At 60.7% G+C, this 24,847-nt stretch carries 26 protein-coding genes; 17 read left to right on the top strand and 9 right to left on the bottom strand.

Annotation, left to right across the window (positions count from 1 at the left end; genetic code table 11):
- Positions 1 to 10: 10 nt before the first annotated feature.
- The 3 genes from ACA062_RS23925 (at position 11) to fabF (ending at position 2,659) form a co-directional block, all read left to right on the top strand.
- Positions 11 to 346 (top strand): ComEA family DNA-binding protein, encoded by a 336-nt coding sequence (locus ACA062_RS23925; RefSeq protein WP_497453301.1) that lies wholly within the window; start codon positions 11 to 13, stop codon positions 344 to 346.
- 211 nt (positions 347 to 557) lie between these two features.
- A complete protein-coding gene (locus tag ACA062_RS23920) occupies positions 558 to 1,352 on the top strand; it encodes an SDR family NAD(P)-dependent oxidoreductase (RefSeq protein ID WP_497453300.1) in 795 nt (264 codons plus the stop codon).
- A gap of 32 nt (positions 1,353 to 1,384) precedes the next feature.
- Positions 1,385 to 2,659, top strand: a complete 1,275-nt coding sequence (fabF, locus tag ACA062_RS23915; RefSeq protein ID WP_497453299.1) for a beta-ketoacyl-ACP synthase II — start codon at positions 1,385 to 1,387, stop codon at positions 2,657 to 2,659.
- On the opposite strand, the gene ACA062_RS23910 is transcribed toward fabF, so the two are convergent.
- Positions 2,656 to 3,213 (bottom strand): TetR/AcrR family transcriptional regulator, encoded by a 558-nt coding sequence (locus ACA062_RS23910; RefSeq protein WP_497453298.1) that lies wholly within the window; start codon positions 3,211 to 3,213, stop codon positions 2,656 to 2,658. The genes fabF and ACA062_RS23910 overlap by 4 nt on opposite strands.
- Before the next feature lie 176 nt (positions 3,214 to 3,389).
- On the opposite strand from ACA062_RS23910, the gene ACA062_RS23905 reads away from it, so the two are divergent.
- Positions 3,390 to 4,241, top strand: coding sequence for an urea carboxylase-associated family protein (locus ACA062_RS23905; protein WP_497453297.1), 852 nt, complete (start codon positions 3,390 to 3,392; stop codon positions 4,239 to 4,241).
- Positions 4,242 to 4,379: 138 nt separating this feature from the next.
- Here ACA062_RS23905 and ACA062_RS23900 read toward each other — a convergent pair whose 3' ends face one another.
- From ACA062_RS23900 to rfbC, 5 genes are all read right to left on the bottom strand, one after another.
- Positions 4,380 to 4,547, bottom strand: coding sequence for a DUF2897 family protein (locus ACA062_RS23900; RefSeq protein WP_064678955.1), 168 nt, complete (start codon positions 4,545 to 4,547; stop codon positions 4,380 to 4,382).
- A 274-nt stretch (positions 4,548 to 4,821) separates the two neighbouring features.
- Entirely contained in the window at positions 4,822 to 5,691 is an 870-nt protein-coding gene (rfbD, locus tag ACA062_RS23895; protein WP_497453296.1) for a dTDP-4-dehydrorhamnose reductase, read from the bottom strand.
- Between the two features lie 61 nt (positions 5,692 to 5,752).
- Complete coding sequence (gene rfbA, locus ACA062_RS23890) at positions 5,753 to 6,628, bottom strand: glucose-1-phosphate thymidylyltransferase RfbA (protein ID WP_497453295.1); 876 nt, start codon at positions 6,626 to 6,628, stop codon at positions 5,753 to 5,755.
- The gene (gene rfbB, locus ACA062_RS23885; protein ID WP_497453294.1) at positions 6,625 to 7,707 is read right to left on the bottom strand and encodes a dTDP-glucose 4,6-dehydratase; all 1,083 of its coding nucleotides are present in this window, start codon (positions 7,705 to 7,707) and stop codon (positions 6,625 to 6,627) included. The genes rfbA and rfbB overlap by 4 nt, the downstream gene beginning before the upstream one ends.
- A gap of 90 nt (positions 7,708 to 7,797) precedes the next feature.
- Positions 7,798 to 8,343 carry a dTDP-4-dehydrorhamnose 3,5-epimerase gene (rfbC, locus tag ACA062_RS23880; protein ID WP_497453293.1) on the bottom strand — a complete coding sequence of 182 codons (546 nt, stop codon included), beginning with the start codon at positions 8,341 to 8,343 and terminating at the stop codon, positions 7,798 to 7,800.
- Positions 8,344 to 8,604: 261 nt separating this feature from the next.
- Here rfbC and kdpF point away from each other — a divergent pair, with 261 nt between their 5' ends.
- The 6 genes from kdpF (at position 8,605) to ACA062_RS23850 (ending at position 16,725) form a co-directional block, all read left to right on the top strand.
- The gene (gene kdpF / locus ACA062_RS23875) at positions 8,605 to 8,694 is read left to right on the top strand and encodes a K(+)-transporting ATPase subunit F (RefSeq protein WP_007899818.1); all 90 of its coding nucleotides are present in this window, start codon (positions 8,605 to 8,607) and stop codon (positions 8,692 to 8,694) included.
- Positions 8,695 to 8,702: 8 nt separating this feature from the next.
- On the top strand, positions 8,703 to 10,397 hold the full coding sequence (gene kdpA / locus ACA062_RS23870; RefSeq protein WP_497453292.1) for a potassium-transporting ATPase subunit KdpA: 1,695 nt from the start codon (positions 8,703 to 8,705) through the stop codon (positions 10,395 to 10,397).
- Between the two features lie 25 nt (positions 10,398 to 10,422).
- Positions 10,423 to 12,480: a potassium-transporting ATPase subunit KdpB gene (gene kdpB / locus ACA062_RS23865; RefSeq protein WP_497453291.1), complete on the top strand. Its 2,058-nt coding sequence runs from the start codon at positions 10,423 to 10,425 to the stop codon at positions 12,478 to 12,480.
- A 156-nt stretch (positions 12,481 to 12,636) separates the two neighbouring features.
- The gene (gene kdpC, locus ACA062_RS23860) at positions 12,637 to 13,182 is read left to right on the top strand and encodes a potassium-transporting ATPase subunit KdpC (RefSeq protein ID WP_497453290.1); all 546 of its coding nucleotides are present in this window, start codon (positions 12,637 to 12,639) and stop codon (positions 13,180 to 13,182) included.
- Positions 13,183 to 13,338: 156 nt separating this feature from the next.
- Positions 13,339 to 15,990 (top strand): DUF4118 domain-containing protein, encoded by a 2,652-nt coding sequence (locus ACA062_RS23855; protein ID WP_497453289.1) that lies wholly within the window; start codon positions 13,339 to 13,341, stop codon positions 15,988 to 15,990.
- A 36-nt stretch (positions 15,991 to 16,026) separates the two neighbouring features.
- Complete coding sequence (locus ACA062_RS23850; RefSeq protein ID WP_497453288.1) at positions 16,027 to 16,725, top strand: response regulator; 699 nt, start codon at positions 16,027 to 16,029, stop codon at positions 16,723 to 16,725.
- A 131-nt stretch (positions 16,726 to 16,856) separates the two neighbouring features.
- Here the strand turns inward: ACA062_RS23850 and ACA062_RS23845 are convergent, their stop codons facing one another.
- Positions 16,857 to 17,903 (bottom strand): patatin-like phospholipase family protein, encoded by a 1,047-nt coding sequence (locus ACA062_RS23845; RefSeq protein WP_497453287.1) that lies wholly within the window; start codon positions 17,901 to 17,903, stop codon positions 16,857 to 16,859.
- 222 nt (positions 17,904 to 18,125) lie between these two features.
- Here ACA062_RS23845 and ACA062_RS23840 point away from each other — a divergent pair, with 222 nt between their 5' ends.
- The 3 genes from ACA062_RS23840 to ACA062_RS23830 all read left to right on the top strand — a co-directional run bounded on the left by ACA062_RS23840 (position 18,126) and on the right by ACA062_RS23830 (position 20,232).
- Positions 18,126 to 18,404, top strand: coding sequence for a hypothetical protein (locus ACA062_RS23840; RefSeq protein WP_128873362.1), 279 nt, complete (start codon positions 18,126 to 18,128; stop codon positions 18,402 to 18,404).
- Positions 18,405 to 18,448: 44 nt separating this feature from the next.
- The gene (locus ACA062_RS23835) at positions 18,449 to 19,216 is read left to right on the top strand and encodes a CHAD domain-containing protein (protein ID WP_497457486.1); all 768 of its coding nucleotides are present in this window, start codon (positions 18,449 to 18,451) and stop codon (positions 19,214 to 19,216) included.
- A 218-nt stretch (positions 19,217 to 19,434) separates the two neighbouring features.
- Positions 19,435 to 20,232: an acyl-CoA thioesterase gene (locus ACA062_RS23830; protein WP_497453286.1), complete on the top strand. Its 798-nt coding sequence runs from the start codon at positions 19,435 to 19,437 to the stop codon at positions 20,230 to 20,232.
- Between the two features lies 1 nt (position 20,233).
- Here ACA062_RS23830 and ACA062_RS23825 read toward each other — a convergent pair whose 3' ends face one another.
- Both ACA062_RS23825 and ACA062_RS23820 read right to left on the bottom strand, forming a co-directional pair.
- Positions 20,234 to 20,599, bottom strand: a complete 366-nt coding sequence (locus tag ACA062_RS23825) for a terminase (protein ID WP_497453285.1) — start codon at positions 20,597 to 20,599, stop codon at positions 20,234 to 20,236.
- Between the two features lie 505 nt (positions 20,600 to 21,104).
- Complete coding sequence (locus ACA062_RS23820; protein WP_497457485.1) at positions 21,105 to 21,809, bottom strand: methyl-accepting chemotaxis protein; 705 nt, start codon at positions 21,807 to 21,809, stop codon at positions 21,105 to 21,107.
- 955 nt (positions 21,810 to 22,764) lie between these two features.
- On the opposite strand from ACA062_RS23820, the gene ACA062_RS23815 reads away from it, so the two are divergent.
- From ACA062_RS23815 to ACA062_RS23800, 4 genes are all read left to right on the top strand, one after another.
- A complete protein-coding gene (locus tag ACA062_RS23815) occupies positions 22,765 to 23,295 on the top strand; it encodes a hypothetical protein (protein ID WP_497453284.1) in 531 nt (176 codons plus the stop codon).
- Between the two features lie 79 nt (positions 23,296 to 23,374).
- Positions 23,375 to 23,566, top strand: coding sequence for a PLDc N-terminal domain-containing protein (locus ACA062_RS23810; protein WP_497453283.1), 192 nt, complete (start codon positions 23,375 to 23,377; stop codon positions 23,564 to 23,566).
- A gap of 254 nt (positions 23,567 to 23,820) precedes the next feature.
- Positions 23,821 to 24,054, top strand: coding sequence for a hypothetical protein (locus tag ACA062_RS23805; RefSeq protein WP_497453282.1), 234 nt, complete (start codon positions 23,821 to 23,823; stop codon positions 24,052 to 24,054).
- A 218-nt stretch (positions 24,055 to 24,272) separates the two neighbouring features.
- A complete protein-coding gene (locus ACA062_RS23800; RefSeq protein ID WP_064678940.1) occupies positions 24,273 to 24,614 on the top strand; it encodes a ribonuclease E inhibitor RraB in 342 nt (113 codons plus the stop codon).
- Positions 24,615 to 24,847 lie beyond the last annotated feature (233 nt).

Below are 24,847 nucleotides of genomic sequence, written 5' to 3'. Positions count from 1 at the left end.
AGCTTTATTTATGCGTAATGGCTACTTCTACTCTCTGATTTTTGCCCTGCTCACCAGCGCCTCGATCGCTGCCGTTGCTGCGCCAGCAGTCAAGCCAGAAGGTGGCAATGCACCCCAGGTTCAACAGATAGCCCCCGAGGCACAGTCCGGTAAAGTCGATCTCAACAAGGCGGATGCGCCGACCTTGCAGAGTGAGCTGTCCGGTATCGGGGAGGCCAAGGCGAAGGCGATTGTTGCGTATCGTGAGAGTAATGGGGCGTTTTCGTCAGTGGACGAGTTGCTCGAGGTCAAGGGGATCGGTAAAGCCCTTCTGGATAAGAATCGCGAGAAGCTTGTAGTGAACTAAGCTACTAAGACAACACTAGGGGCCGGTCATTTGACCGGCCTTTTTGCATTCTGGCGAACGGCCACGACCGTGTACCTTCTGTCAGCCCAGGAAAATTACGGCTATCATATTCATATTATATTATGCATATAATAAATAGGTCGCCCACTGCAGCGTTTTGAACCCGGGCAGCTGTCTTTCCTTCGAGCCTCTTCTATCCAGGAGCACTGTCATGAATTCTGTCCAGACCCAAGGCACAGCCCTCGTCACCGGTGCCTCTTCCGGTATCGGCGCGATCTACGCCGAGCGCTTGGCGGCGCGTGGATTTGATTTGTTGCTGGTCGCTCGCGATCAGGAGCGGCTGGAGGCTGCGGCGAGCAGGTTGCGCGCCGAGCATGGGGTTCAGGTCGAGGTGCTCAGGGCTGACCTGACGCAAAAGGATGATGTGCTCAAGCTTGAGCAGCGCCTGCGTAGCGATTCCAGTATCAGCTTGCTGCTGAACAACGCCGGTGTTGCGGCGGATGGTTTGTTGGCCAATGCCGACATGGATCAGTTGGAGCAGTTGATCCAGCTGAACGTTACAACGGTGACGCGGTTGGCGTCGGCGGCGGCGGCTGGTTTTGCCAAGGCGGGCCGGGGGACGATCATCAATATTGCGTCGGTGGTGGCCTTGTTTCCCGAGCGCTTCAACGCAACTTACAGCGCCAGCAAGGCTTATGTGTTAAGTCTGACCCAGTCGTTGAATGCCGAGCTGGAGGGCACCGGGGTCAAGGTTCAAGCCGTGTTGCCTGGTGTAACACGCACCGAGATCTGGGAGCGCTCCGGTATCGATGCTACCCAGATCCCTGAGGATATGGTGATGGAGGCGGGGGAGATGGTGGATGCGGCGTTGTCGGGTCTGGACCAGGGTGAGTTGGTCACCATCCCTTCGTTGCCGGATGCCGCCGACTGGGATGCCTTTGTTGCGGCGCGTCACGTGATGGCGCCGAATCTTTCCAAAAGCAAGGCCGCCTCGCGTTACAAGTGAGGTGCCATCCATTGGCTTGAGGTAATTGCAGTATGAGTGATCGTCGAGTGGTTGTGACAGGCATGGGCCTGGTGTCGCCGTTGGGGAGTGGTGTCGAGGCTGTCTGGGCGCGTTTGTTGGCGGGGCGTTCAGGGGTGCGCAATTTGCCCGACGAGGTGGTTGCCGATCTGTCGACCAAAGTCGGTGGTGCAGTGCCGACGCTGGCGGAGGATGCCGAGGCGGGTTTTGACCCGGACCGGGCCACGTCGCCCAAAGAGCAGAAGAAGATGGACCGCTTCATTCTGTTTGCCATGGAGGCGGCTCGTCAGGCGATCGAGCAAGCGGGTTGGCAGGCGCAGGACGCCAATGCCCAGGAACGTACGGCGACCATTATCGGTTCCGGTGTGGGTGGTTTCGGCGCGATTGCCGATGCGGTGCGTACTACTGACAGCCGTGGTCCGCGGCGCTTGTCGCCGTTCACCATTCCTTCGTTTCTGGTCAACCTGGCTGCCGGTCATGTGTCGATTCAGCACGGTTTCAAGGGGCCGTTGGGTGCTCCGGTGACGGCGTGCGCGGCGGGGGTTCAGGCGATTGGTGATGCGGCGCGGCTGATTCGTTGCGGTGAGGCGGACATTGCGGTGTGCGGTGGTGCGGAAGCGGCGATCGATCGCGTCAGTCTGGCCGGATTTGCCGCGGCTCGCGCCTTGTCCAGTGCTTACAACGACACCCCGGAGCGTGCTTCGCGGCCGTTCGACAGCGGTCGTGATGGCTTCGTCATGGGGGAGGGCTCCGGTCTTCTGGTGATCGAATCCCTGGAACATGCACTGGCTCGCGGCGCGCAGCCGTTGGCCGAGTTGGTCGGCTATGGCACCAGCGCCGACGCCTATCACCTGACCGCCGGACCCGAGGATGGAAGCGGTGCACAGCGAGCCATGTCGCTTGCGTTGGCCCAGGCGGGTATTTCACCTGCGCAGGTGCAGCATCTCAATGCCCACGCAACCTCGACGCCGATTGGAGACCTCGGTGAGCTGGCCGCCATCAAGGCCGTGTTCGGCACGGACAACAACATTGCGGTGACCTCGACCAAATCGGCCACCGGGCATTTGCTCGGTGCGGCAGGCGGAATCGAGGCGATCTTCACGCTGTTGGCGATTCGCGATCAGGTCGTGCCGGCGACCCTCAATTTCGATAACCCGGACCCCGCCAGCCAAGGCGTGGACATCGTCCATGGTCAGGCGCGGCCGATGGCCATTGAATACGCATTGTCCAATGGCTTCGGCTTTGGCGGGGTCAATGCCAGTGTGCTGTTCAAGCGCTGGCAGGGTTAATCCCGGGGTTGTTTGAGAAAGGCGCGCGTGACGTCGAGAATCCGCTGAGCGAACTGCGGATTCTCGACACTGCGCGATAACAGCAGCGCCCCGACCAGCGCCGACATGATGACGATGCTGCGATCGGCGGTGTCCTCGCCTTCGAGGGTGGCTTGCACCTGTTCAAGCCGTGCGTTGAGCACGGCATCAGAGGTCGGGCTGGGCTGTCCGCGCAGGCCGAGTTCCGATGACATGGTTGGCAGTGGACAACCTTCATCCGGTGAAGTCTGGTGCCATTCAGACAAATAGGTGTCAATGAATGTTTCCAGCGGGTGCTCTTGGGCGAACAGTTCGGCGCACACGACATCTACCTGATCACCCGCCGCTTGCAGGGCTTTTTCTACCAGTTCGTCCTTGGACTTGAAATGCGAGTAGAAGCCGCCGTGAGTCAAACCCAACGCTTTCATCAGTGGCTGCAGGCCGGTCGCGCCGATACCGTCGCGACGAAACCGCGCGGATGCCTCCTTGATGATGCGTTGGTGGGTCTGAGCTTTATGGTCCTGCGAGTAACGCATTTCGAATCTCCGCAACAATGCCCCATCTTAACCAATGAAAATTAGATGGTGACTGTACTTCTACTGCTAAAAAGCATGCAGATGCGTCCGACTTCGTCTTTGCTATATCGATTGAGCTACAGCGCCTGCTGCAGATGCTTGCCCCGGTTTCCCATCACTCATCGAGGACTCGTGCCATGTACAAAGACTATCCGGCGGCCTATCAAGTCAGCAAAGGCTCGGCCTTGCAGGTGGACACTGCGTTCTACGAACGGATCCGCGACACCAGGGATGGGCGCACGCTGATTGAAGCCTTTGAAGTGCCGATCCGCACCGGTCGCGCGTGGAAGGTGCCGGCCGGGCATGTGTTCCGGGTCACGACGCCTGTTGGCCCGCAAGTCGGGGATTTCAATGTGTGGAATGCCAACGACCCGCGTGAACGCTTGTGGGCGGCCCGGACCCGACAGCTGCAAGGTGCGCATGTCAGTACCCATGACCGGCTCTGGTCGAACTTGCCGTTTTTACGGCCGCTGGTGACCATCACCGACGACAGCCTGGCCGGTTACGGTATCGACGAGCACGGTGGTCGCTTGCACGATTTGCTCGGCACGCGTTGCGATCCCTATGTGAACAAAATGCTCACCGGCGAAGACTTCCATCACCACTGTCATTCGAACCTGACGCGTGCGGTGTTGCCCCATGGCTTGACCGAGTTCGACGTGCATGACGTGTTGAATATTTTCCAGTGCACCGGCCTGAACCACGACGACATGTACTTCATGAAAGCCTGTCCGGCCCAGAAGGGCGACTACCTGGAGTTCTTCGCCGAAATCGATCTGCTGTGTGCGCTGTCAACCTGTCCGGGCGGCGATCTTTCGCTGGCCATGTGGGGGCCGGATGCGCAGGATCCGCTGAGTGTGTGTCGACCGCTTGGGGTGGAGATTTATCAGTTGGAGGATTCGCTGCTGGCGGGCTGGAGCCAGCCGGAGCGCGCGGCGTACAAAGGGCTGCATGGCTTGCACATTGCCAAGGCGGACTGGGAGAAGTAAACGGACCATGGCAAGAGCGAAAAGATCGCAGCCTGCGGCAGCTCCTACAGGAAAACGCACATCCCCCCGGTAGGAGCTGCCGCAGGCTGCGATCTTTTGATCTTTTGATCTTTTGATCTTTTGATCTTTGCAATCTATCTAGCGGTCCTGCGCATCCTTGGCATCCGCTTGCGCGTTGCGTTCAGCGACGCGTTTGCGTTGCTCTTCGGTCAGTTCGACCTTGTTGGCGGTGTCGCGCAGCATCATTAAACCGCCGACGATCGAGCCGATTGCAACGACCAGAATCAACCAGGCATACCAGGGCATAGGGCTCTCCTTGAGGGCAGGCCGGTTGGCGGGTTTCGCCAATCGATCGTGCATACCACTTTGAGCGATTTGTTTTCGCAGTGGTTCCATTCTATGCCTGATCTGCCGTGCACGCCGCACATCCTTGTAGGAGCTGCCGCAGGCTGCGATCTTTTGATCTTGGTTGTCAGATGAATCGCCAAAGATCAAAAGATCGCAGCCTGCGGCAGCTCCTACATGGGGATTGTGTGAGGTTCGTTAACATCGCATCCGCCAACGCATGGCAAACATCTGTTTAGCCTTGCTCGGCAAGACACTCGCGCAACGCAATTTGCCAGTCGGGTAGCCTGACGCCCCAATCCAGTTGCAGGCGCCTGCAATCCAGGCATGAGTTGAGCGGCCGGGCTGCCGGCGTCGGATAATCGCTGGAGGGAATGGGCAGCAGGGTTGCACAGGGCTTCCCCTGTTGCCGCAACGCTTCGCCGATGGCCTGGGCGAAGCCAAACCAGGAGGTTTGACCCTGGGCGGTCAGATGATAGGTGCCCCAGGCAGCAACGTCACCCGCCTGCCAGCGTTTGATCAGGGAAAGGGTGCTGTTGGCGATTGTGCCTGCCCAGGTAGGCGCCCCGATCTGATCGGCGACAACGCGTACCTCCGGACGTTCTTGCAGCAGGCGTTGCATCGTCAGCAGAAAATTGCGGCCATGGGTTGAATAGATCCAACTGGTGCGCAGGATGAGATGTTGGCCTTGCACCTCGGTGATCGCCCGTTCGCCCGCCAGCTTGCTCTGGCCGTAAACCCCGAGCGGATTCGCCGTGTCGCTTTCGTTGTAAGGTCCAATCTTCGTGCCGTCGAATACATAATCAGTGGAGTAGTGAATCAACGGGATGCCGAGCATCAGCGCTTCCTCGGCAAAAATGCCGGGTGCCACCGCGTTAACGGCAAAGGCTGTTGCTGGCTCGCTTTCGGCCAGGTCGACCGCTGTATAGGCCGCCGCGTTGATGATCAGATCGGGACGAACATGCTGTACCTGTTGGCGAATCCGGTCGGGCTGCAAAAGATCGAGCTGATCGCGACCCAGCACAATCAACTCGCCGATACTCCCCAGTCGACGCTGCAGTGCGCGTGAGACCTGGCCATGCTGGCCGCTGATGAGAATTCTCATGGAAACGGATCAGCCCCTGACAAGCGTTTACCTGCGCTGCGCTGACAGGTTTCAAACATTTTCATTGTGCTTCCCCGGCCAGCTTGGCCAGGTACTGGCCATATCCGGTCTTGCCGAAGTAGTGGGCGCGCTCCAGCAACTGTTCGCGGTTGATCCAGCCATTTTCAAAAGCGATCTCTTCGAGGCAGGCGACTTTCAAGCCTTGTCGATGTTCGATGGTCTGCACGTACTGAGACGCTTCGAGCAAGCTGTCGTGGGTGCCCGTGTCGAGCCAGGCGAAACCGCGTCCGAAACGCTCGACTTGCAGATCGCCACGTTTGAGATACACATTGTTGACGTCGGTGATTTCCAGTTCGCCGCGAGGCGACGGCTTTATCGACTTGGCGATCTCGACGACATCGTTGTCGTAGAAATACAGGCCGGTGACCGCATAGTTGGATTTCGGTACGTTCGGCTTTTCTTCGATCGACAAGGCACGGCCCTGGCTGTCGAAATCAATCACCCCGAAACGTTCCGGGTCTTTGACCCAATAGCCGAATATGGTCGCACCAGAACCGCGTGTTATCGCGTTTTGCAACTGCTCGCTGAAGTGCTGGCCATGGAAAATGTTGTCGCCGAGGATCAGGTACACAGAATCATCGCCAATGAACGCTTCGCCAATCAGTAGAGCCTGGGCCAGTCCATCCGGAGACGGTTGTTCGGCATAGTGGAAACTGACCCCGAACTGACTGCCATCCCCCAGCAGGTTGCGGTACTGAGGCAGGTCCTGTGGTGTAGAGATCACTAGAATTTCTTTGATGCCGGCCAGCATCAGGACCGATATCGGGTAATAGATCATCGGTTTGTCGTAGACCGGCAACAGCTGTTTGGACACTCCAAGCGTGATCGGATGCAGGCGTGTGCCCGAGCCACCCGCCAAAACGATACCTTTGATCATGCGAGCAGCTCCCGGGAATTGATGGCGCCAAGGCGTTCACCCTGGTAGCTGCCGTCCTGAACCCGACGGCACCACTCCAGGTTGTTCAGGTACCACTGCACCGTCTTGCGCAAGCCGGTTTCGAATGTTTCCCGGGGCACCCAGCCCAGCTCGTGCTCGATCTTGCCGGCATCGATCGCGTAGCGCAGGTCATGGCCAGGACGATCCTGGACGAACGTGATCAGGTCGGCATAGTGCTCGACACCTTCAGGCTTGTGCGGTGCCAGCTCGTCGAGCAGGGCGCAGAGACTTCGCACCACATCGATATTCTTCTGCTCGTTGTGTCCACCGATGTTGTAGGTCTCGCCGACAATGCCCGTGGTCACTACTTTGAGCAGCGCCCGGGCGTGATCTTCAACAAACAGCCAGTCGCGAACTTGCAGGCCATCGCCGTACACCGGTAGCGGTTTGCCGGCCAGGGCATTGAGGATCACCAACGGAATCAGTTTTTCGGGGAAGTGGAACGGTCCGTAATTATTCGAGCAGTTTGTCAGCAACACCGGCAGGCCATAGGTGCGCTGCCAGGCACGGACCAGGTGGTCGGAGGCCGCTTTGCTGGCGGAGTAGGGCGAACTCGGGGCGTAGGGCGTCGTTTCCGTAAACAGATCATCAGTGCCGCTCAGGTCGCCGTAGACCTCGTCAGTGGAAATGTGATGAAAGCGAAAGGCGCTTTTGTCCGGCTCGGCGAGGGTTTGCCAATAGGCACGAGTGGCTTCCAGCAGGCTGTAGGTGCCGACGATGTTGGTCTGGATGAAATCCGAAGGTCCGTCGATGGAACGATCGACGTGGGATTCCGCTGCCAGGTGCATGATCGCGTGCGGTTGGAAACGTGTCAGCACCGCGCTGACGGTCACCTGATCGACGATATCGGCTTGAACGAACTCGTAGCGAGTGTCATGGGCAATGCTGGTCAGCGATTCAAGATTGCCGGCGTAGGTCAGCTTGTCCAGATTGAGCACTTCATGCTCGGTGTGCCGAATCAGCTCGCGAATCAGGGCAGAGCCAATGAAGCCTGCACCGCCGGTAATGAGGATACGCATGTTGGCCTGCCTTTTTCAGAAGTCGATAGCGCGAATGGATGTAGCTTGTCGGCAGGAACGGGGTGATGCAACGGCTTTGATCGCTCAGGGTCAGGCAAAAACGTCAGCGTCCTTGAAGAACTTCGCAGCCTGATCCTTTGCGGACAGTTGCGGTGCTTCGTCCAGTTGCCAGTCAATAGCCAGGTCCGGATCGTCCCAGCGGATGCTGCGCTCGGCAGAGGGCGTGTAGTAGTCGGTAGTCTTGTAGAGAAACTCGGCGAAATCGCTCAACACCACAAAACCGTGGGCGAAACCTTCCGGGACCCAGAGCTGGCGATGGTTTTCGGCGGACAGGCGCACCGCGACCCATTTGCCGAATTGCGGCGAGCTGCGGCGAATGTCCACGGCTACATCGAGTACTTCACCGGCCGTCACGCGAACCAGTTTGCCCTGGGTGTTTTCCAGTTGGTAATGCAGCCCACGCAATACGCCCTTTTGCGAGCGCGAATGATTGTCCTGAACGAATTGAGCGTGCAGGCCAGTGGCATCTTCAAAAGCCTTGGCGTTGAAGCTCTCGTAGAAGAAACCTCGCTCATCCCCAAAGACTTTCGGTTCGATGATCAGAACACCGGGCAAATCGGTGGCGATTACATTCATGGGTAGTCTTCCGGCAATAGTCATCAATGGCCGACATTCTTGCTTAAAGCGTGCGCTGATGCGAGTAGCCGATGCGTTAACCCGTCAGGCGTGGCGCGCTAGACGAAGCGAGCGTCAACCGAGCACCCCTGTAACCCCGGCGTAACCCCACTCTTTACGCTTTCTTTATACCCCGCCACCCCCCTCGATCTCGTTCCTTTACAGCCTCCTTGCCGACAATGACTGCACACGCGGCAATACGCCGTAACACGGAGAATTTCCATGAGTGTTCTGGACGGAGTGTCACTGCTGCTGGCAGTGGGACTGTTCATTTATCTGTTGGTTGCGCTGTTGCGCGCAGACCGGAACTAGGAGCGATCATGCACAGTTACGACTATTGGCTGATCCTCGCCTTCCTGGCCGTGGTGCTGATCCCGGCGCCGTTTCTCGGGCGGTTCTTTTACAAGATCATGGAGGGGCAGCGCACCTGGCTGACCCCGATCCTCGGACCGGTCGAACGCGGGTGTTACAAAGTGGCCGGCGTCGATCCGCAGGTCGAACAGAGCTGGCAGCGATACGCCCTGGCCTTGCTCGCTTTCAACCTCGCGGGCTTCTTGCTGTTGTTCCTGATCCTGTTGTTCCAGGACTACTTGCCGCTCAACCCGCAGCACTTGCCGGGTCAGGAATGGACCCTGGCGTTCAATACCGCCATCAGTTTTATGACCAACACCAACTGGCAGGCCTACAGCGGTGAAGCGTCCCTCAGTTACCTGAGCCAGATGGCCGGCCTCACCGTGCAGAACTTCGTCAGCGCCGCCACCGGCCTGGCGGTATTGGTGGCGCTGTGTCGCGGTATCGGTCGCAAGTCGACCGCCACCCTGGGCAACTTCTGGGTCGACATGACCCGCGCCACCCTCTATGGCCTGCTGCCGCTGTGCCTGCTGCTGGCGCTGTATCTGGTCTGGCAGGGCGTGCCGCAAACCTTCGCGCAGTACGTGAATGCCGTGACGATGCAGGGCGTCGATCAGGTGATCCCGCTCGGCCCGGCCGCCAGCCAGATTGCGATCAAGCAACTGGGCACCAACGGTGGTGGCTTCTTCGGCGTCAACTCGGCGCACCCGTTCGAGAACCCGACGGCCTGGAGCAACCTGTTCGAGATGGCGTCGATCATCCTGATTCCGGTGGCGCTGGTGTTCACCTTCGGCCACTACGTCAAGGACCTGCGTCAGAGCCGCGCGATCATCGCCTGCATGCTGGCGCTGTTCCTGATCGGCGGCGCGACTTCGCTGTGGGCCGAGTACCAGCCGAACCCGACCCTGGACAACGTCGCCGTCGAACAGACCGCGCCGCTGGAAGGCAAGGAAGCGCGGTTCGGCACCACCGCCACGGTGCTGTGGTCGGTGACGACTACCGCGGCGTCCAACGGTTCGGTCAACGGCATGCACGACAGCCTCAACCCGCTGAGCGGGATGGTGGCGCTGGTCAACATGATGGTCGGCGAAGTGATCTTCGGCGGCGTCGGCGCCGGGCTGTACGGCATGTTGCTCAACGTGTTGATCGCGGTGTTCCTCGCCGGGCTGATGATTGGTCGCACGCCGGAATACCTCGGCAAGAAACTGCAGGCCAGGGAGGTGCAGCTGCTGGTGGTGACCTTGCTGGTGATGCCGGTCGGTGTGCTGGTGCTCGGCGCCATTGCCGCCAGTCTGCCCGGTCCTGTCGCGGCGGTGAGCAATCCCGGGGCCCATGGTTTCAGCCAGTTGCTTTACGCCTACACCTCGGCCAGTGCCAACAACGGTTCGGCGTTTGGTGGCTTCGGCGCCAACACGGCGTTCCACAACCTGATGCTGGGCCTGGGCATGTTGATCGGTCGCTTCGGTTACATCCTGCCGGTACTGGCCCTGGCCGGCAGCCTGGCGATGAAGAAGACCGCGCCGATCGGCCAGAACAGCTTCCCGACCCATGGCCCGCTGTTTGTGACCTTGCTGACCGTGACCATTTTGCTGGTGGGTGGTTTGACCTTCTTGCCGACCCTGGCGCTGGGCCCGATTGCCGAACATCTGAGCATGGGCTTCTGAGCCTCTTTATTTTAGGAGCAAGATAATGAACATGCCCGTAACCAAAGCCGCCACCGTCAAGGCCCCGGAACAACCGAAAACCGCAATCTCGGCCCTGTGGCGTCCGGCGCTGGTGCAAGCCTTCGTCAAGCTCGACCCACGGCAATTGCAGCGTGCACCGGTGATGCTGGTGGTGGAACTGACCGCTATCCTCACCACCGTGCTGTGCTTCATTCCCGACAACGCCGTGCCGACCTTTGTCGCCGCGCAAATCGCACTGTGGCTGTGGTTCACCGTGCTCTTCGCCAACTTCGCCGAAGCCCTGGCGGAGGGGCGCGGCAAGGCACGCGCCGACAGCCTCAAGGCCGGCAGCGAAGGTTTGAGCGCCCGGCGCAAAACCACCAGCGGCGCCTTCCAGGTGGTGCCCGCTGCCAGCTTGCGCAAGGGCGATGTGGTGCGCGTCGAAGCCGGGGAAATGATCCCCGGTGACGGCGAGGTGATCGAAGGCATTGCCGCGGTCAACGAAGCGGCGATTACCGGTGAGTCCGCGCCGGTGATCCGTGAGTCCGGCGGCGACCGTTCGGCCGTCACCGGCAACACCCGCCTGGTCTCCGACTGGTTGCTGGTGCGCATCACCGCCAACCCCGGCGAGTCGACCCTGGATCGCATGATCGCCCTGGTCGAAGGTGCCAAACGCCAGAAAACCCCGAACGAAGTGGCGCTCGACATCCTGCTGATCGGTCTGACACTGATCTTCCTGCTGGTGGTCGTCACCCTGCAACCCTTCGCCCACTTCGCCAATGGCAGCCTGCCGCTGGTGTTCCTGGTGGCGTTATTGGTCACGCTGATCCCGACCACCATTGGCGGGTTGCTGTCCGCTATCGGGATTGCCGGGATGGATCGTCTGGTGCGTCTGAACGTGATCGCCAAATCCGGGCGCGCGGTGGAAGCGGCGGGGGACGTGCACGTCCTGCTGCTGGACAAGACCGGCACCATCACCTTCGGTAATCGGCGTTGCACCGCGGTTCATGCCGCACCGGGTGTCAGCGCCAGGGAGCTGGCCGAAGGCGCGCTGTTCGCTTCACTGGCCGATGACACGGCGGAAGGCAAATCCATTGTCGAGTATCTGCGCGGGACTCATCCACAGCCCGAGCCGACCCTCGAAGGGCTGGTGGCGGTGCCGTTCAGTGCCGAGACTCGCCTGTCCGGTGTCGACTATCAGGGGCGGGTCTATCGCAAGGGCGCAGTGGATTCGCTACTCGCTTTCGTCGGCCTGAAACGTGCCGATCTGGCAGCACCTCTGTCCCGTGAAATCGACAAGATCGCCCAAAGCGGCGGCACTCCGTTGCTGGTCTGCGCCGACGGTAAATTGCTCGGTGCGATTCACCTCAAGGACGTGGTCAAGCCAGGCATCCGCGAACGTTTCGCCGAACTGCGCAAGCTGGGCATCCGCACCGTCATGGTGACCGGCGACAACCCGCTGACGGCGGCGGCGATTGCGGCCGAGGCGGGCGTTGATGACGTGTTGGCCGAAGCCACGCCGGAGAAGAAACTGGCGCGCATTCGCCATGAACAGAACGATGGTCGCCTGGTCGCCATGTGCGGTGACGGCGCCAACGATGCCCCGGCCCTGGCCCAGGCGGATGTCGGCATGGCGATGAACGACGGTACCCAGGCCGCGCGCGAGGCGGCCAACATGGTCGACCTCGACAGCGATCCGACCAAGCTGCTGGACGTGGTGCAGATCGGCAAGGAATTGCTGGTGACCCGCGGTGCATTGACGACCTTTTCCATCGCCAACGACGTGGCCAAATATTTCGCGATCCTGCCGGCGTTGTTCGCCTCGATCTACCCGCAACTCGGCGTGCTCAACGTCATGCACCTGAACAGTCCGCAGAGCGCGATCCTCTCGGCGATCGTGTTCAACGCCTTGATCATCGTGGTGCTGATCCCGTTGGCATTGCGCGGTGTGCGGGTGCAGGCGGCGAGTGCGGCAGCGTTGTTGCGGCGCAATCTGCTGATCTACGGGCTGGGCGGGATTGTGGTGCCGTTCGTGGGGATCAAGGCGATCGACATGCTGTTGACGGGATTGCATCTGGTTTGATCTTGCACGGCGGTGTGTCAGATACGCCGCCATCGCGGGCAAGCCCGCTCCCACAGGGAATGCGGTGCTTTTGTGGGAGCGGGCTTGCCCGCGATGAATTCACCGCAATGAACATGAATAAACGCAGTAGTGATCTCTGAATTCGAGGAATTTGAAATGTCCACTCTGATACGTCCGGCCCTGAGCCTGTTGGTCCTGATGACCCTGATCACCGGCGTCGCCTACCCCTTGGTGGTCACCGGTGTCGCCCAGGTCGCGTTCCCGGATCAGGCCAATGGCAGCCTGGTGCGCGACGCCGACGGCAAGGTTCGTGGCTCGGCGTTGATCGCCCAGGATTTCGCCGGTGACGCCTGGTTCCATCCACGGCCATCGGCCGGTACCTTTGCCACCGTGTCGAGCAGCGCCAGCAACCTCTCGCCGAGCAACCCGGCCCTGGCCACCAGGGTGATCGATGATGCCAATAAACTGTTGGTGCCCGGCCAGGGCGCGGTGCCGTTGGCGCTGCTGACCACTTCTGGCAGCGGCCTTGATCCACACTTGCCACCGGCGGCGATTGCCTATCAACTGGCGCGAGTCGCGGCGGCGCGCCATTTGCCGGTGCCTGCGCTGCAGCAGCTGCTGGATGCGCACATCGAGCAGCCGTTGGTGGGGCCGCCGGTGGTGAATGTGTTGGCGTTGAATATTGCGCTGGAAAAACTTTAAATCTGTGGCGCCCCAATCGCGGGCAAGCCCGCTCCCACAGGGATCAACAGTGGTCACAAATTTTGTATTCACCATTGTCCCCTGTGGGAGCGGGCTTGCCCGCGAAGAGGCCCTGACAGCCACTGCATTAATCTCTGAATAAAGTGAGCTTCAAGCATGAGCAACTCCGGCCGCGCCGACGCGCTGTTAGCAGACCTGCCCCGGGATGGCCGTGGCCGGCTCAAGGTATTCCTCGGCGCCGCGCCCGGCGTCGGCAAGACCTACGCCATGTTGCAGGCAGCCCACAGCCAACTGCGTCAGGGCGTCAAAGTCATCGCCGGGGTGGTCGAAACCCATGGCCGCGCCGAAACCGAGGCACTGCTCGGCAGCTTGCCGCAGCAACCTCTGGTGCGTTCGGAATACCGCGGGGTGATGCTCGAAGAAATGGACCTCGACGGCTTGCTCGCGGCCCGGCCGAAACTGGCACTGGTGGATGAACTGGCCCACAGCAACGCCCCCGGCAGTCGCCACGCCAAGCGCTGGCAAGACATCCAGGAGCTGCTTGCCGCCGGCATCGACGTGTTCACCACGGTCAACGTCCAGCACCTGGAAAGCCTCAACGACCAGGTGCGCGGCATCACCGGCGTGCAGGTTCGCGAAACCCTGCCGGACTGGGTGTTGCAAGAGGCCTACGAATTGCTGCTGGTTGATCTGCCGCCGCGCGAGCTGCTCGAGCGCCTGCGTGAGGGCAAGGTCTACGTGCCGGAGCAGGCGCGGGCGGCCATCGATGCGTTCTTTACCCAGACCAACCTCACCGCCCTGCGTGAACTGGCGATGCAGACCGCTGCCGCCCAGGTCGATAATGATCTGGCCCAGGGCTATCGCCAGCTCGGCCAGGCAGCACCGGCGGTGCGCGGTCGTTTGCTGGTCGGCGTCGATGGCGATGCCCAGGCCGAACGCCTGGTGCGTCACGCCAGCCGCGTCGCCCAGCGGCGGCATCTGCCATGGAGTCTGGTGCATGTGGACAACGGCAGCGTGCGCGACGAGCAATCGCGCCTGCGCCTGCAAAGCGCCCAGCAACTGGCCGAGCGTCTCGGCGGTGAAGTGGTGTTGCTGCGCGCCGGCGAGGTGGCGAAAACCCTGATCCAGCACGCCGCCGAACGTCGTGCCAGCCTGGTGCTGGTGGGCCAGTCCCGGCAACGTTGGCGTCGGCGCCTGTTCGGCGGTGGTCTGGCATCGCGCTTGCTGCGCAATGCCCGCGGCCTGGAAATCAACGTCCTCGACAGTGATCAGCAAGGGCATCAACCGCGCCAGCGTTCGGCGCAGTCGCTGGTGTGGTTCGACTACGCCCTGGCGTTCGTGGCGACGGTGTTGGCCAGTGCGCTGGCCTGGGCAGTGGCGAGTGTGCTGCCGCTACCGAATATCTCACTGGTGTTTCTCGCCGCCGTGTTGCTGGTGGCGGTGCGCAGCAGCCTCGGGCCGGCGCTGGCCTGTGCGGCGCTGTCGTTTCTGACCTATGACTTTCTGTTCATTCCGCCGAATTTCTCCCTCAGCATCCAGCGCGAAGAAGATGTCCTGACCTTGCTGTTCTTCCTGCTGATGGCGGCGCTCACCGGCAACCTCGCGGCCCGGCAGCGCCGGCAATTGCAGGCGTTGCGCGACACCCAGGAAGAGACCACGGAACTGCTCGACCTGTCGCGCAAGCTCACGGCCGCCACCGATCGCCAGGCCGTGGTCAGCGCGGCGGCCCAGCACCTCAACGGCTGGACCGATCTGAAGGTGTGCCTGCTCGATCGCGACGGGGACAGTGGCTGGAGAGTCGAAACCGGTGGGCCGCTTGAGTTTTCCGAAGCCGAACGCGCCGCTGCCGATTGGGCCTGGCAACACGATCAGCCGGCTGGCGCAGGCACCGGCACCTTACCGTTCGGCCGATGGTGGTGGTGGCCGCTTTCGGTAGAGGATGGACCGTTGGCGCTGCTGGGGGTGTGTGCCAAGGAAGGTCAGACCCTGAGCGGCCAGCGTCGGCGTTTATTGACCGCGTTGAGCCAGCCACTGGCCCAGGCGCTGGCTCGCGCGCAATTGGCCGAGGACCTGGAAGCGGCGCGGCTGCACGGCGAAACCGAACAACTGCGCAGTGCTTTGCTGGCGTCGGTGTCCCATGACTTGCGCACGCCGCTGACCTCGATGCGCGGCAGCATCGACAGCTTGTTGGCCCTGGGTGAAGCCATCCCGCTGGAGGATCGCCGGGAGCTGCTCGAAGGCACGCGCGATGAGGCCGAACGCCTCGATCGCTACATTCAAAACCTGCTGGACATGACGCGCCTCGGTCACGGCGCCCTGAAGCTGGCCCGCGACTGGGTATCGCCGGCCGACATCGTCGGCAGTGCGCTCAATCGCCTGCGCGCGGTGCTGGCACCGTTGCAGGTCAGCACCGAAGTGCCCGCGCAGTTGCCGCTGCTGTTTGTCCACGCCGCGCTGATCGAACAGGCGCTGGTCAACGTGCTGGAGAACGCTGCACGCTTTTCACCGACTCACGGGCGCCTGCAATTGCGCGCCGGAGCCGACGACAGCGAGCTGTTTTTTTCGGTGAGCGATGAAGGTCCGGGGATTCCGGAAGAGGAGCGGGCGAAAATTTTCGACATGTTCTACACCGCGGCGCGGGGCGATCGTGGCGGACAGGGCACAGGGCTGGGGCTGGCAATCTGTCAAGGCATGGTTGGTGCCCATGGCGGGCGGATCAGCGTCGCCGACGGCATCGAAGGGCGCGGCACCTGTATCACCCTTCACTTGCCGGTGCAGGAACAGCCGGGCTTTGAAAGTGAAGCCTGATACCCTTTGCCTCTCACCTTGCCGCGATCGAAAACCATGAGCCAGACCGCGACCATTTTGGTCATCGACGACGAACCGCAGATTCGCAAATTCCTGCGCATCAGCCTCGCTTCCCAGGGCTACAAAGTGCTGGAGGCCGGCAGCGGTACCGAAGGCCTGGCGCAGGCCGCGCTGAACAAACCGGACTTGCTGGTGCTCGACCTCGGTTTGCCGGACATGGACGGTCAGCAAGTGCTGCGTGAGTTTCGCCAATGGTCGACGGTGCCGGTGCTGGTGCTGTCGGTGCGTGCCAACGAAGGGCAGAAAGTCGAGGCCCTCGATGGCGGTGCCAACGACTATGTGACCAAGCCGTTCGGCATCCAGGAGTTTTTGGCGCGGGTACGCGCCTTGTTGCGTCAGGCCCCGGCCGGTGAAGCCCAGCAGGCGGCACTGACGTTCGGCCCGTTGACCGTGGACCTGGCGTATCGCCGTGTGCTGCTCGATGGCGTCGAAGTGGCGTTGACCCGCAAGGAATACGCGGTGCTGGCGCAATTGGCACGGTATCCGGGAAGGGTCATCACCCAGCAGCAATTGCTCAAGGATATCTGGGGGCCGACCCATACCGAAGACAGTCACTATTTGCGGATTGTGGTGGGGCATCTGCGGCAGAAGCTGGCGGATGATCCGACCCGGCCGCGGTTTATCGTGACTGAAGCGGGGGTGGGGTATCGGCTATTGAGCGAGGACAGCCTTTAGTTCTGTGTTGCCTGATCCGGCCCTATCGCGGGCAAGCCCGCTCCCACAAGTGTATGCGTTTGTCGATACACCACCGTCCCCTGTGGGAGCGGGCTTGCCCGCGATGAGGCCCTTAAGTCCACCCAAAAATCTCAAGAATCACGCTTCTGCTCATTCTCATACCGATCCAGCGTATCCCGCGCAATCTCCCGCCCCAGCGCGATCAGCTCCGGCGCCTTGTAGAACTCGAAAAACCGGCACACCCGTTTCGGTACGTTGATCAGAATATCCGGCGGATAACCGGCAATCTTGTACTGCGCCAACGAGGTCTGCATCACCTCGAAACTCTGGTTGATCAAATCCAGCAACGAGGCCGGGCCCACGTTGTCGATGATGAACGAACCGGTGGCGGACTTCGGCGCGCCGTCACGTTCAGGAGCGGCCGCCGGTTGCTGGGCTTCGGGTTCGGCGGATTCGATCCAGGGATTGATCTCGGCAGCCTCCGCCAGCAACGCTTCCTTTTCCAGCAGCAGCAATTGTTCCGCCTGTTTGCGGCGAAATGGCAATTTCGATCCCAACGAATTGATCAGGCTGTCGAAACGGGTCTTGAACGCGGCCGGGCGCTGGATCACCGGCAGTTGATAGTGGCGCTGGTTGGTGGAGTTGAGGTTGACCGCGATGATCAGGTCGCAATGACTCGACACCACCGGCACGATTGGCAAAGGGTTGAGGATCCCCCCGTCCACCAGCATGCGATTGCCTTGCATCACCGGGGTGAACAGGCTGGGGATCGCCGCCGAGGCGCGCATGGCCTGGTGCAGGCAACCTTCCTGGAACCAGATTTCCTGCTGGTTGGTCAGGTCGGTGGCCACTGCGGTGTAGGGAATGCGCAGGTCTTCGATGTTGATTTCGCCAACAATCTTGCGGATTTGCCCGAAGACCTTCTCCCCGCGTATCGCACCCAGGCGGAAACTGACGTCGACCAGGCGCAACACATCCAGGTAATCGAGGCTCTCGATCCAGTCGCGATAATCTTTGAGTTTGCCGGCGGCGTAGATCCCGCCGACCACGGCGCCCATGGAGCAACCGGCGATGCAGGCGATGTCGTAGCCACGCCGTTCGATCTCTTCAATGACCCCGATATGGGCATAACCCCGGGCTCCACCCGAGCCCAGCACCAGTGCGACGCGCTTTTTCATGAATCGCCCTCGTCTGACAAGGTTCAACAATGCACCCATCGAGGGTTGTGCTTCAATCGCCAAGGTCACTCGGCGGGGCATTCGCGTCGTTTTTTCGACACTCCGTGGCGGCAGATGGGTATTCTTCCCAGCGCTGTCGTTTCCGTGACGGGGTCAAGGCACTTTTCCCGCGCCTTACCGTCTTACCTGCACGACTGTTTACCTATCTTTGAGGTGTGAGTAATGAAAGCCTGGATCTGTGTGCCCCTGATTGCGCTGGCACTCGCCGGATGCGCCGGCAAAACCGCCTATCGCGACAGCTGCGCCACTGGAATCGATGCCGCGTGGCACGAACTGGACCTGGCCAAGGCTGAAGGGTTTGCCGGAACCGTCAGTTACTCCAAGGCGCTGTCGCTGTTGACCGGTGCCAAGACCCAGCAGCAATTTGAAGCGTTCGAAGGCTGCTCCAAGAAGGCCGAGCGGGCGCGTTTCTATATTCGAGAGTCTCGCGCCGGCCGTTGAGGCATGATGAGCGACTGGGAAAATTCGATTCTGGGAGCTAAATGATGTCTGCCTTGGTTGATCGGTTGGTGGCTCGGATCCTGGGCCTGGACGTTCGTTTGCTGGCCTGCCAGGCGCGCCTGAGTGCCCGCACCGACCCTGAAGCCTTGCATGACCTGCGCACCACGGTTCGCCGTTTGCGCAGTCTACTGCGGCCATTGCGTGGCTTGCCCGGCGTCGAACAGCTGGAAGCGGCGGCGTCCGCGGTCGGTGATCTGTCCACGCCATTGCGCGATCGCGAAGTCTTGGCCGCGTATTTGCTCGAGCATGATCAACCCGAGGCTGCGCACCGGCGCATGGCACAAATGGCCGAGGCCTATCCGGCGGTGGCGGCCAGTCCCCAGTTGGCGCAGTTGCTGATGATCCTCGACGCATTTCCGCGGTTTTTGCGCGCTTCCCAGCGACAAGGCCTGCTCAAGGGCCTGCGCACACACATTGAAAAGCGCCTGGCCAAACAATGGAAAAAACTGGATATGGCGCTGCATGACCCGGCCCATGATCGCCATCGTCTGCGCCTGCTGATCAAGCGCGTGCGTTATGGCATCGAAGCGTATCCCGAGCTGGACCGTTTACCGAAGGCGGCCATGCCCAGGTTGAAGTCTGCCCAGGCCGCCTTGGGCGATTGGCACGATTGCTGGCAATGGCTGGCCAGGGCTGAAGAGGAAGCGGATTTGCAACCCTGTGTGGCGGGTTGGAAAACTGATTTGGCCAAGGCCGAAGCACGCGCCGATCGTGTCCTCGATAAACTCAGTTCCGCCTGCTTCAAATCCTGAGACCACCTCGGTCCCGTGTAGGAGCTGCCGCAGGCTGCGATCTTTTGATTTTCGGCGTCATTGATAGCGCCAAAGATCAAAAGATCGCAGCCTGCGGCAGCTCCTACATGGAGCGTGTGTATCCGGCTTATCTGTCAGTCAATTTGGCCAGAATAAGCGCTGTGCTGTCTTCGCAGGCTGGTTAAGATTCCTTCATCCTTTTCCTGCCTGAGGTTTTCATGCGCTTTTCCGATCTGCTCGACACCGTCCGCAGCCAGCCGTGCGAGCTGTCTATCCCGGCCGAATGGGCTCAAGGGCGGGCCAGCTTTGGGGGCCTGGTGGCCGCTTTGCAATACGAAGCCATGCGCGCCAAGGTACCGGCGGATCGTCCGGTGCGTTCGCTGGCGATCACCTTTGTCGGGCCGGTCGAGCCCGAAGTGCCGGTCAGCTTTGAAGTCGAAGTGTTGCGTGAAGGCAAGGCCGTGAGCCAGGTATTGGGCCGGGCGATGCAGAAGGGCCAGGTCGTGACGCTGATTCAGGGCAGTTTCGGTGCCTCGCGTCCATCCGAAGTGGCTGTGACCGCCGACCCGGCACCGGAGATGAAACACTGGGACGACTGCCAGGAATTGCCTTATATCAAAGGCGTGACCCCGGAGTTCATGCGTCATCTGGCCATGCGCTGGAGTGTCGGCGGACTGCCGTTCACCGGTAACAAATCCCGCGAGATGGGCGGCTGGGTGCGTTTACGCGGGGACGTGAAGGCAGAGACGGTCAGTGAGTCGCATATTCTGGCACTGGTCGACGCCTGGCCGCCGGCGCTGTTGCCGCACCTGAACAAACCGGCGATGGGCAGTACGCTGACCTGGACCATCGAATTCGTTCAGCCATTGCTTGAACTGAGCACGCTGGACTGGTGCAAATACCGGGTTGAAATCGATCACGCCGCTGACGGCTATGGTCATGCCGCCGCGAAGCTGTGGAGTGCAGATGGCCAGTTGATCGCCATGAGCCGACAGACCGTGACCATTTTTGCCTGAATCAGTGACGACGGTGGCGCTCACGCCAGGCGCGCCACCAGCCGCCGCTCAGGAAGAACCGGGGAAAGGTCAGGAATTGCTCGACCAGCAAGCGTGATACCGCGTCTTTGCGACCGCTGAACGGCTCGGAGGCTTGCGCCTCCAGGCTGTGACCATGGCGTTGCAGGCCCAACGCAGCCAACAGGCCGATAATGCCGATGGCGAAATTGCCCAGATTCAGGCTGAACACCCCGCAGACAATCAGCAGGACACCCACGATGAACAGCGGCACGGCTATCAGGTGCAGCACCAGATTGGTCGGGTGCTGATGATTGTTCGGGTAAGCTCGCCATTGCCAGGCGGGTAGGTTGGGGTGACGTTTGCCCATGATGCCGATCCTCGATCCGTGTTTGACACATGATTGAAGAATAGGCCTGGCGCCAGTGCGCGGCGAATCAAAGGTGGCTATCGATGTGATAGGTGCCATGTTCAATATTGATGTTGGCCGGGCTGACGCCATCGCGGGCAAGCCCGCTCCCACAGGTCTGTGTCTTGCCCCGATTTTATGACTACCGCGATCACTGTGTGCGGGCAAGCCTGCTCCCACAGGCCTGTGCCTTGCCCCGATTTTATGACTACCGCGATCACTGTGTGCGGGCAAGCCCGCTCCCACAGGTCTGTGTCTTGCCCCGATTTTATGACTACCGCGATCACTGTGTGCGGGCAAGCCTGCTCCCACAGGTCTGTGTCTTGCCCCGATTTTATGACTACCGCGATCACTGTGTGCGGGCAAGCCCGCTCCCACAGGTCTATGTCTTGCCCCGATTTTATGACCACTGAAGATCACTGTGGGAGCGGCGGTGCGACGATTCGACTTGCCCGCGATGAGGCCCTCACAGCTTGAGCTGCCCTATAGCCTTGTTCAATTCCCCCGCCAGCGCCGCCAGTTCATTACTGGTAGTCGCCGAACCCACCGTCTGCTGCACCGTATTCTCGGTCACGTCCCGAATGCTCACCACCGCCCGATTCATCTCCTCCGCCACCTGACTCTGCTGCTCGGCCGCTACCGCGATCTGCGTGTTGCTTTCGCGCATCTGTGCCACCGCGCGGGTGATGTCGGCCAAGGCTGCACCGGCCTCCTGTGCCTGTCGCACGCAATCATCGGCCTTGAACGAGCTTTCCTGCATGAAGTCCACCGCGTCCCGAGTCCCGGCCTGCAACGCGGTCACCATGAGCGTGATCTCGTCGGTGGAGGTCTGCACGCGCTTGGCCAGGTTACGCACTTCATCGGCGACCACCGCAAAGCCGCGCCCCATTTCACCGGCCCGGGCCGCTTCGATCGCGGCATTCAGCGCCAGCAGATTGGTCTGCTCGGCGATGCTGTGGATCACACCGACCACGCCGTTGATCTTCTGACTGTCCTCGGCCAGGCGCTGAATCATCTCGGCCGTCTGCTGCACCCCGGTGGACAACCCGCTGATCGATTGCTGCACCCGGCTGACCACTGCCTGGCCGCTGCCGGCCAGGGTATCGGCGGTTTGCGACAGATCGCGGGTCGCGCCGGCGTGCTGGGCGATGTGATAGACGGTGGCGGTCATTTGGTTGATCGCGGTGGCGGCCTGATCGGTTTCGCTTTGCTGGCCAAGCATGCCGAGGCGCACCTCGTTCATGCTCGACGCCAGTCGCGCCGCGCCGACATCCAGTTGCCGGGCGGTGCTGGCGACGGTGCCGACCACCCGTTGGTAACCCGCCTGCATCGCGTTGAACGCGTTGGCCATCTGCCCGACTTCGTCGTTGCAGGCCAGCGGGACACGGGCGGACAGATCGCCGGTTTTCTCGACGTGGAGCATCACGTCCTTCAAGGTGTTGAGCTGACTGAGCAGGAAGCGGATCAACAATTGCGAAGCCCCGAGCATTGCCAGCATCAGGATCAACACCGCCACCGCATAGTGGGCGAAACGCTCGCCGAACACCTGGGTCAGGCTCGGCCCATAGGCAATTGCCGCGACCTGCTGGCCATCGGCACGGGTGAATACCTCGGCGCCCAGTAACGGGTTGTCACCGAACAGTGGCATGGCATTGATCTCGACCCAGCCGTTGGCATCGGCCAGTTCCAATACCGGTTGGCCATTGAGCAGCGGCGCCTGCCCGGGATTGAAGGTCAGCAGGTTTTCGGCCTGCGGTAACGGTTGCCCGGCAGGCCACACGGTGAGCAGCCGTGCCTGGGCCTGGGCCGAAGCCCGGGCATCATGGCTGCGCGACTGTTGTTCAAGCTGTACGGCGTACAACACCAACAACAGGGTGGTCACGAAAGCGACGGCGTTGACCGCCCAGAATTTGTACTTCAACGAGATATTGCTAAGCCAGGCACCCATGGAGGTCTTCTCTGATAGCGGAAACAGTTTCGGCAAGGTGCCAGTATTGTGCCGCTACCGAGTCTGCCAGGCCTTGATGTGGGTCAACCTTCCCGGCAGTGCGCCCCTACAGCCACGGCGGGGCGGAATGCGCTATCCTTCGCGCCTTCAAAATTCCCTCGCTACAGGATTCCGCCCCATGAAAGCCGCACTCGTCGAACTCATCAGCAAAATCAGCTCCGGGTGCATGAGCGATGACGAAATCCTGAAAATCGCTGATGAAGCGGCCCAGGCCTACGCCGATCCAGCGGCTTTCCTGGCGGCCAATCCGGATATCAACTACGACGAGACCTTCCCGATTCCTCTGGGCGAGTGGGTGGTCGTCGGCAGCCTGCCGGAGACCGTGCTGTTCCAGGCCGACACCTATGTGGATCTGTTCGCCCGGATCGTTGCTTCGTTCGGCCCTGGCGTTGATTTCAATATCAAACCCAAGCAGTTGGCCAAGACCGAAGCCCTGACCGCGCTCAATCGCATCCAGGTGCAGATGAGCAGCATGAACAAGGATAACGGCGGCTACGTGCTGATGAACTTCAGCCAGTTGCTCGATGACGAGCTGCAAGTGGTGCTGGTCTACGGCAATGACGTGCCGCGGGTGCTCGAGTTGTGTGCTCAAGTCGGCATCGCTGCCGCGCCTTCGCTGGAAGCCCTGAAACTGGCGATCCACGTCTGACGCCACTCTGGGCCGAATAAAACGGAACCCTAGGGGCCAGCTATCCTAAGAGTGCACACCACTCTTCGGGAGCGACACCATGGGTTCCACGTTCAATGGTCTGGTTGGCCTGATCATTCTTGCCCTGGACATCTGGGCAATCATCAACGTGTTGAAAAGTGGCACCGACACCGGGATGAAAATCGTCTGGGTGCTGTTGATCCTGCTGCTGCCGGTCCTGGGGCTGATTATCTGGGCCATCGCCGGACCGCGGGGTAACGTGCGGATCTGACTCGGTCTCACAAACACCACAAAACCCCTGTGGGAGCGAGCTTGCTCGCGATGGACGTGAACGATGACGCGTGCTGTCTGGAAACAAGCGCCGCCTTCAAGTTCATCGTCGGAACGCCGCCCCGGAGCAAGCTCGCTCCTACAGGGTAATTCGTCAGGATTAGGCTGACGCGCTGTAATCCGTTTGAACGATCAGTCAGGGCAAAAGTCCAGATAGTTGTAAGCCCATTTGCGGGTTTGTTCGAGGAGGCACTGATGCAAAAGTGGAAAATCACTTTCGTGGATGATCACGGTGAAACAGTCGACGAAGTCTTCGAGTGCGACGAATGCCCGGACAACGAGCAAGCCGCCAAACTGATCAAGGCCCGTCTCCTGCCTGTCGCTGCCGAACTGGATCTGAATGATCTGGAAGGGCGCACCGCTGATGCGAGCGTCAAAAGTCTCAAGGCCCAGAACAGCATACAAATCCTCGGCATTACTCCCGTCTGAAACACTTCCTGGCACATTCGTGAAACAACCAGACCTTGGCAGCGCCTCTCTCTTGGGGCTACTCTGCAAGCGAGATCAGCGAACGGATCGCTAAGGTCTGGTCTTGTCAGCTACATGCTTGCTTCCCACCGGCAATTTGTTGCCGCATCACTCGCACCAATCGGTTGCGTGTGCCGGGAATACGGAAAGTCTATCCATCAATGTGAGGGGGACGTTTCATGAGCACAGCCTATCAAGAAGACATCAGCAGCAGCGTGCTGCGCCGCATGAAAGAAGGCGGTTTCGACTTTTCACGATTCCATCCCATCGAGTTCTACGCCATTTTCCCCGACGAGGAGCGGGCGCGCAGGGCGGCAGGGCATTATTGCGGTGAATCCTTGAATGCCCAGATCAGCGTGCGCGATGACGGCGCGTGGTATCTGGAGCTGAGTAAAGTGATGTACGCCACCTACGACGGTATCGGCGACTTCGAGCAGGACTTCGAGGCAGTGGTGGAGCCTCTGGGCGGGATCATCGAAGGGTGGGGCGTCAAGCAGGAGGTACGAGGGCGACTCGCATAACATTATGAACAGCGACAACATTCACTAACGGCTGACCTTCGGGTTGGCCGTTTTCGTTTGCGGGTTTGTGAAGATCAAAAGATCGCAGCCTCGTTACCTGTAGGAGCTGTCGAGTGCAACGAGGCTGCGATCTTTTGATCTTGTTTTTTAATTGACTATGCTGCTGATGGGCGAAGACATTGCTTCGCAATGAAGCGGGGGCGATCAGCTTGGGGCATTTACCGCACAGGATT

The organism is Pseudomonas sp. LBUM1679 (assembly GCF_059695565.1).
Note: the sequence above shows the minus strand (reverse complement) of the source record. Positions and strands in the feature narration are given on the sequence as shown.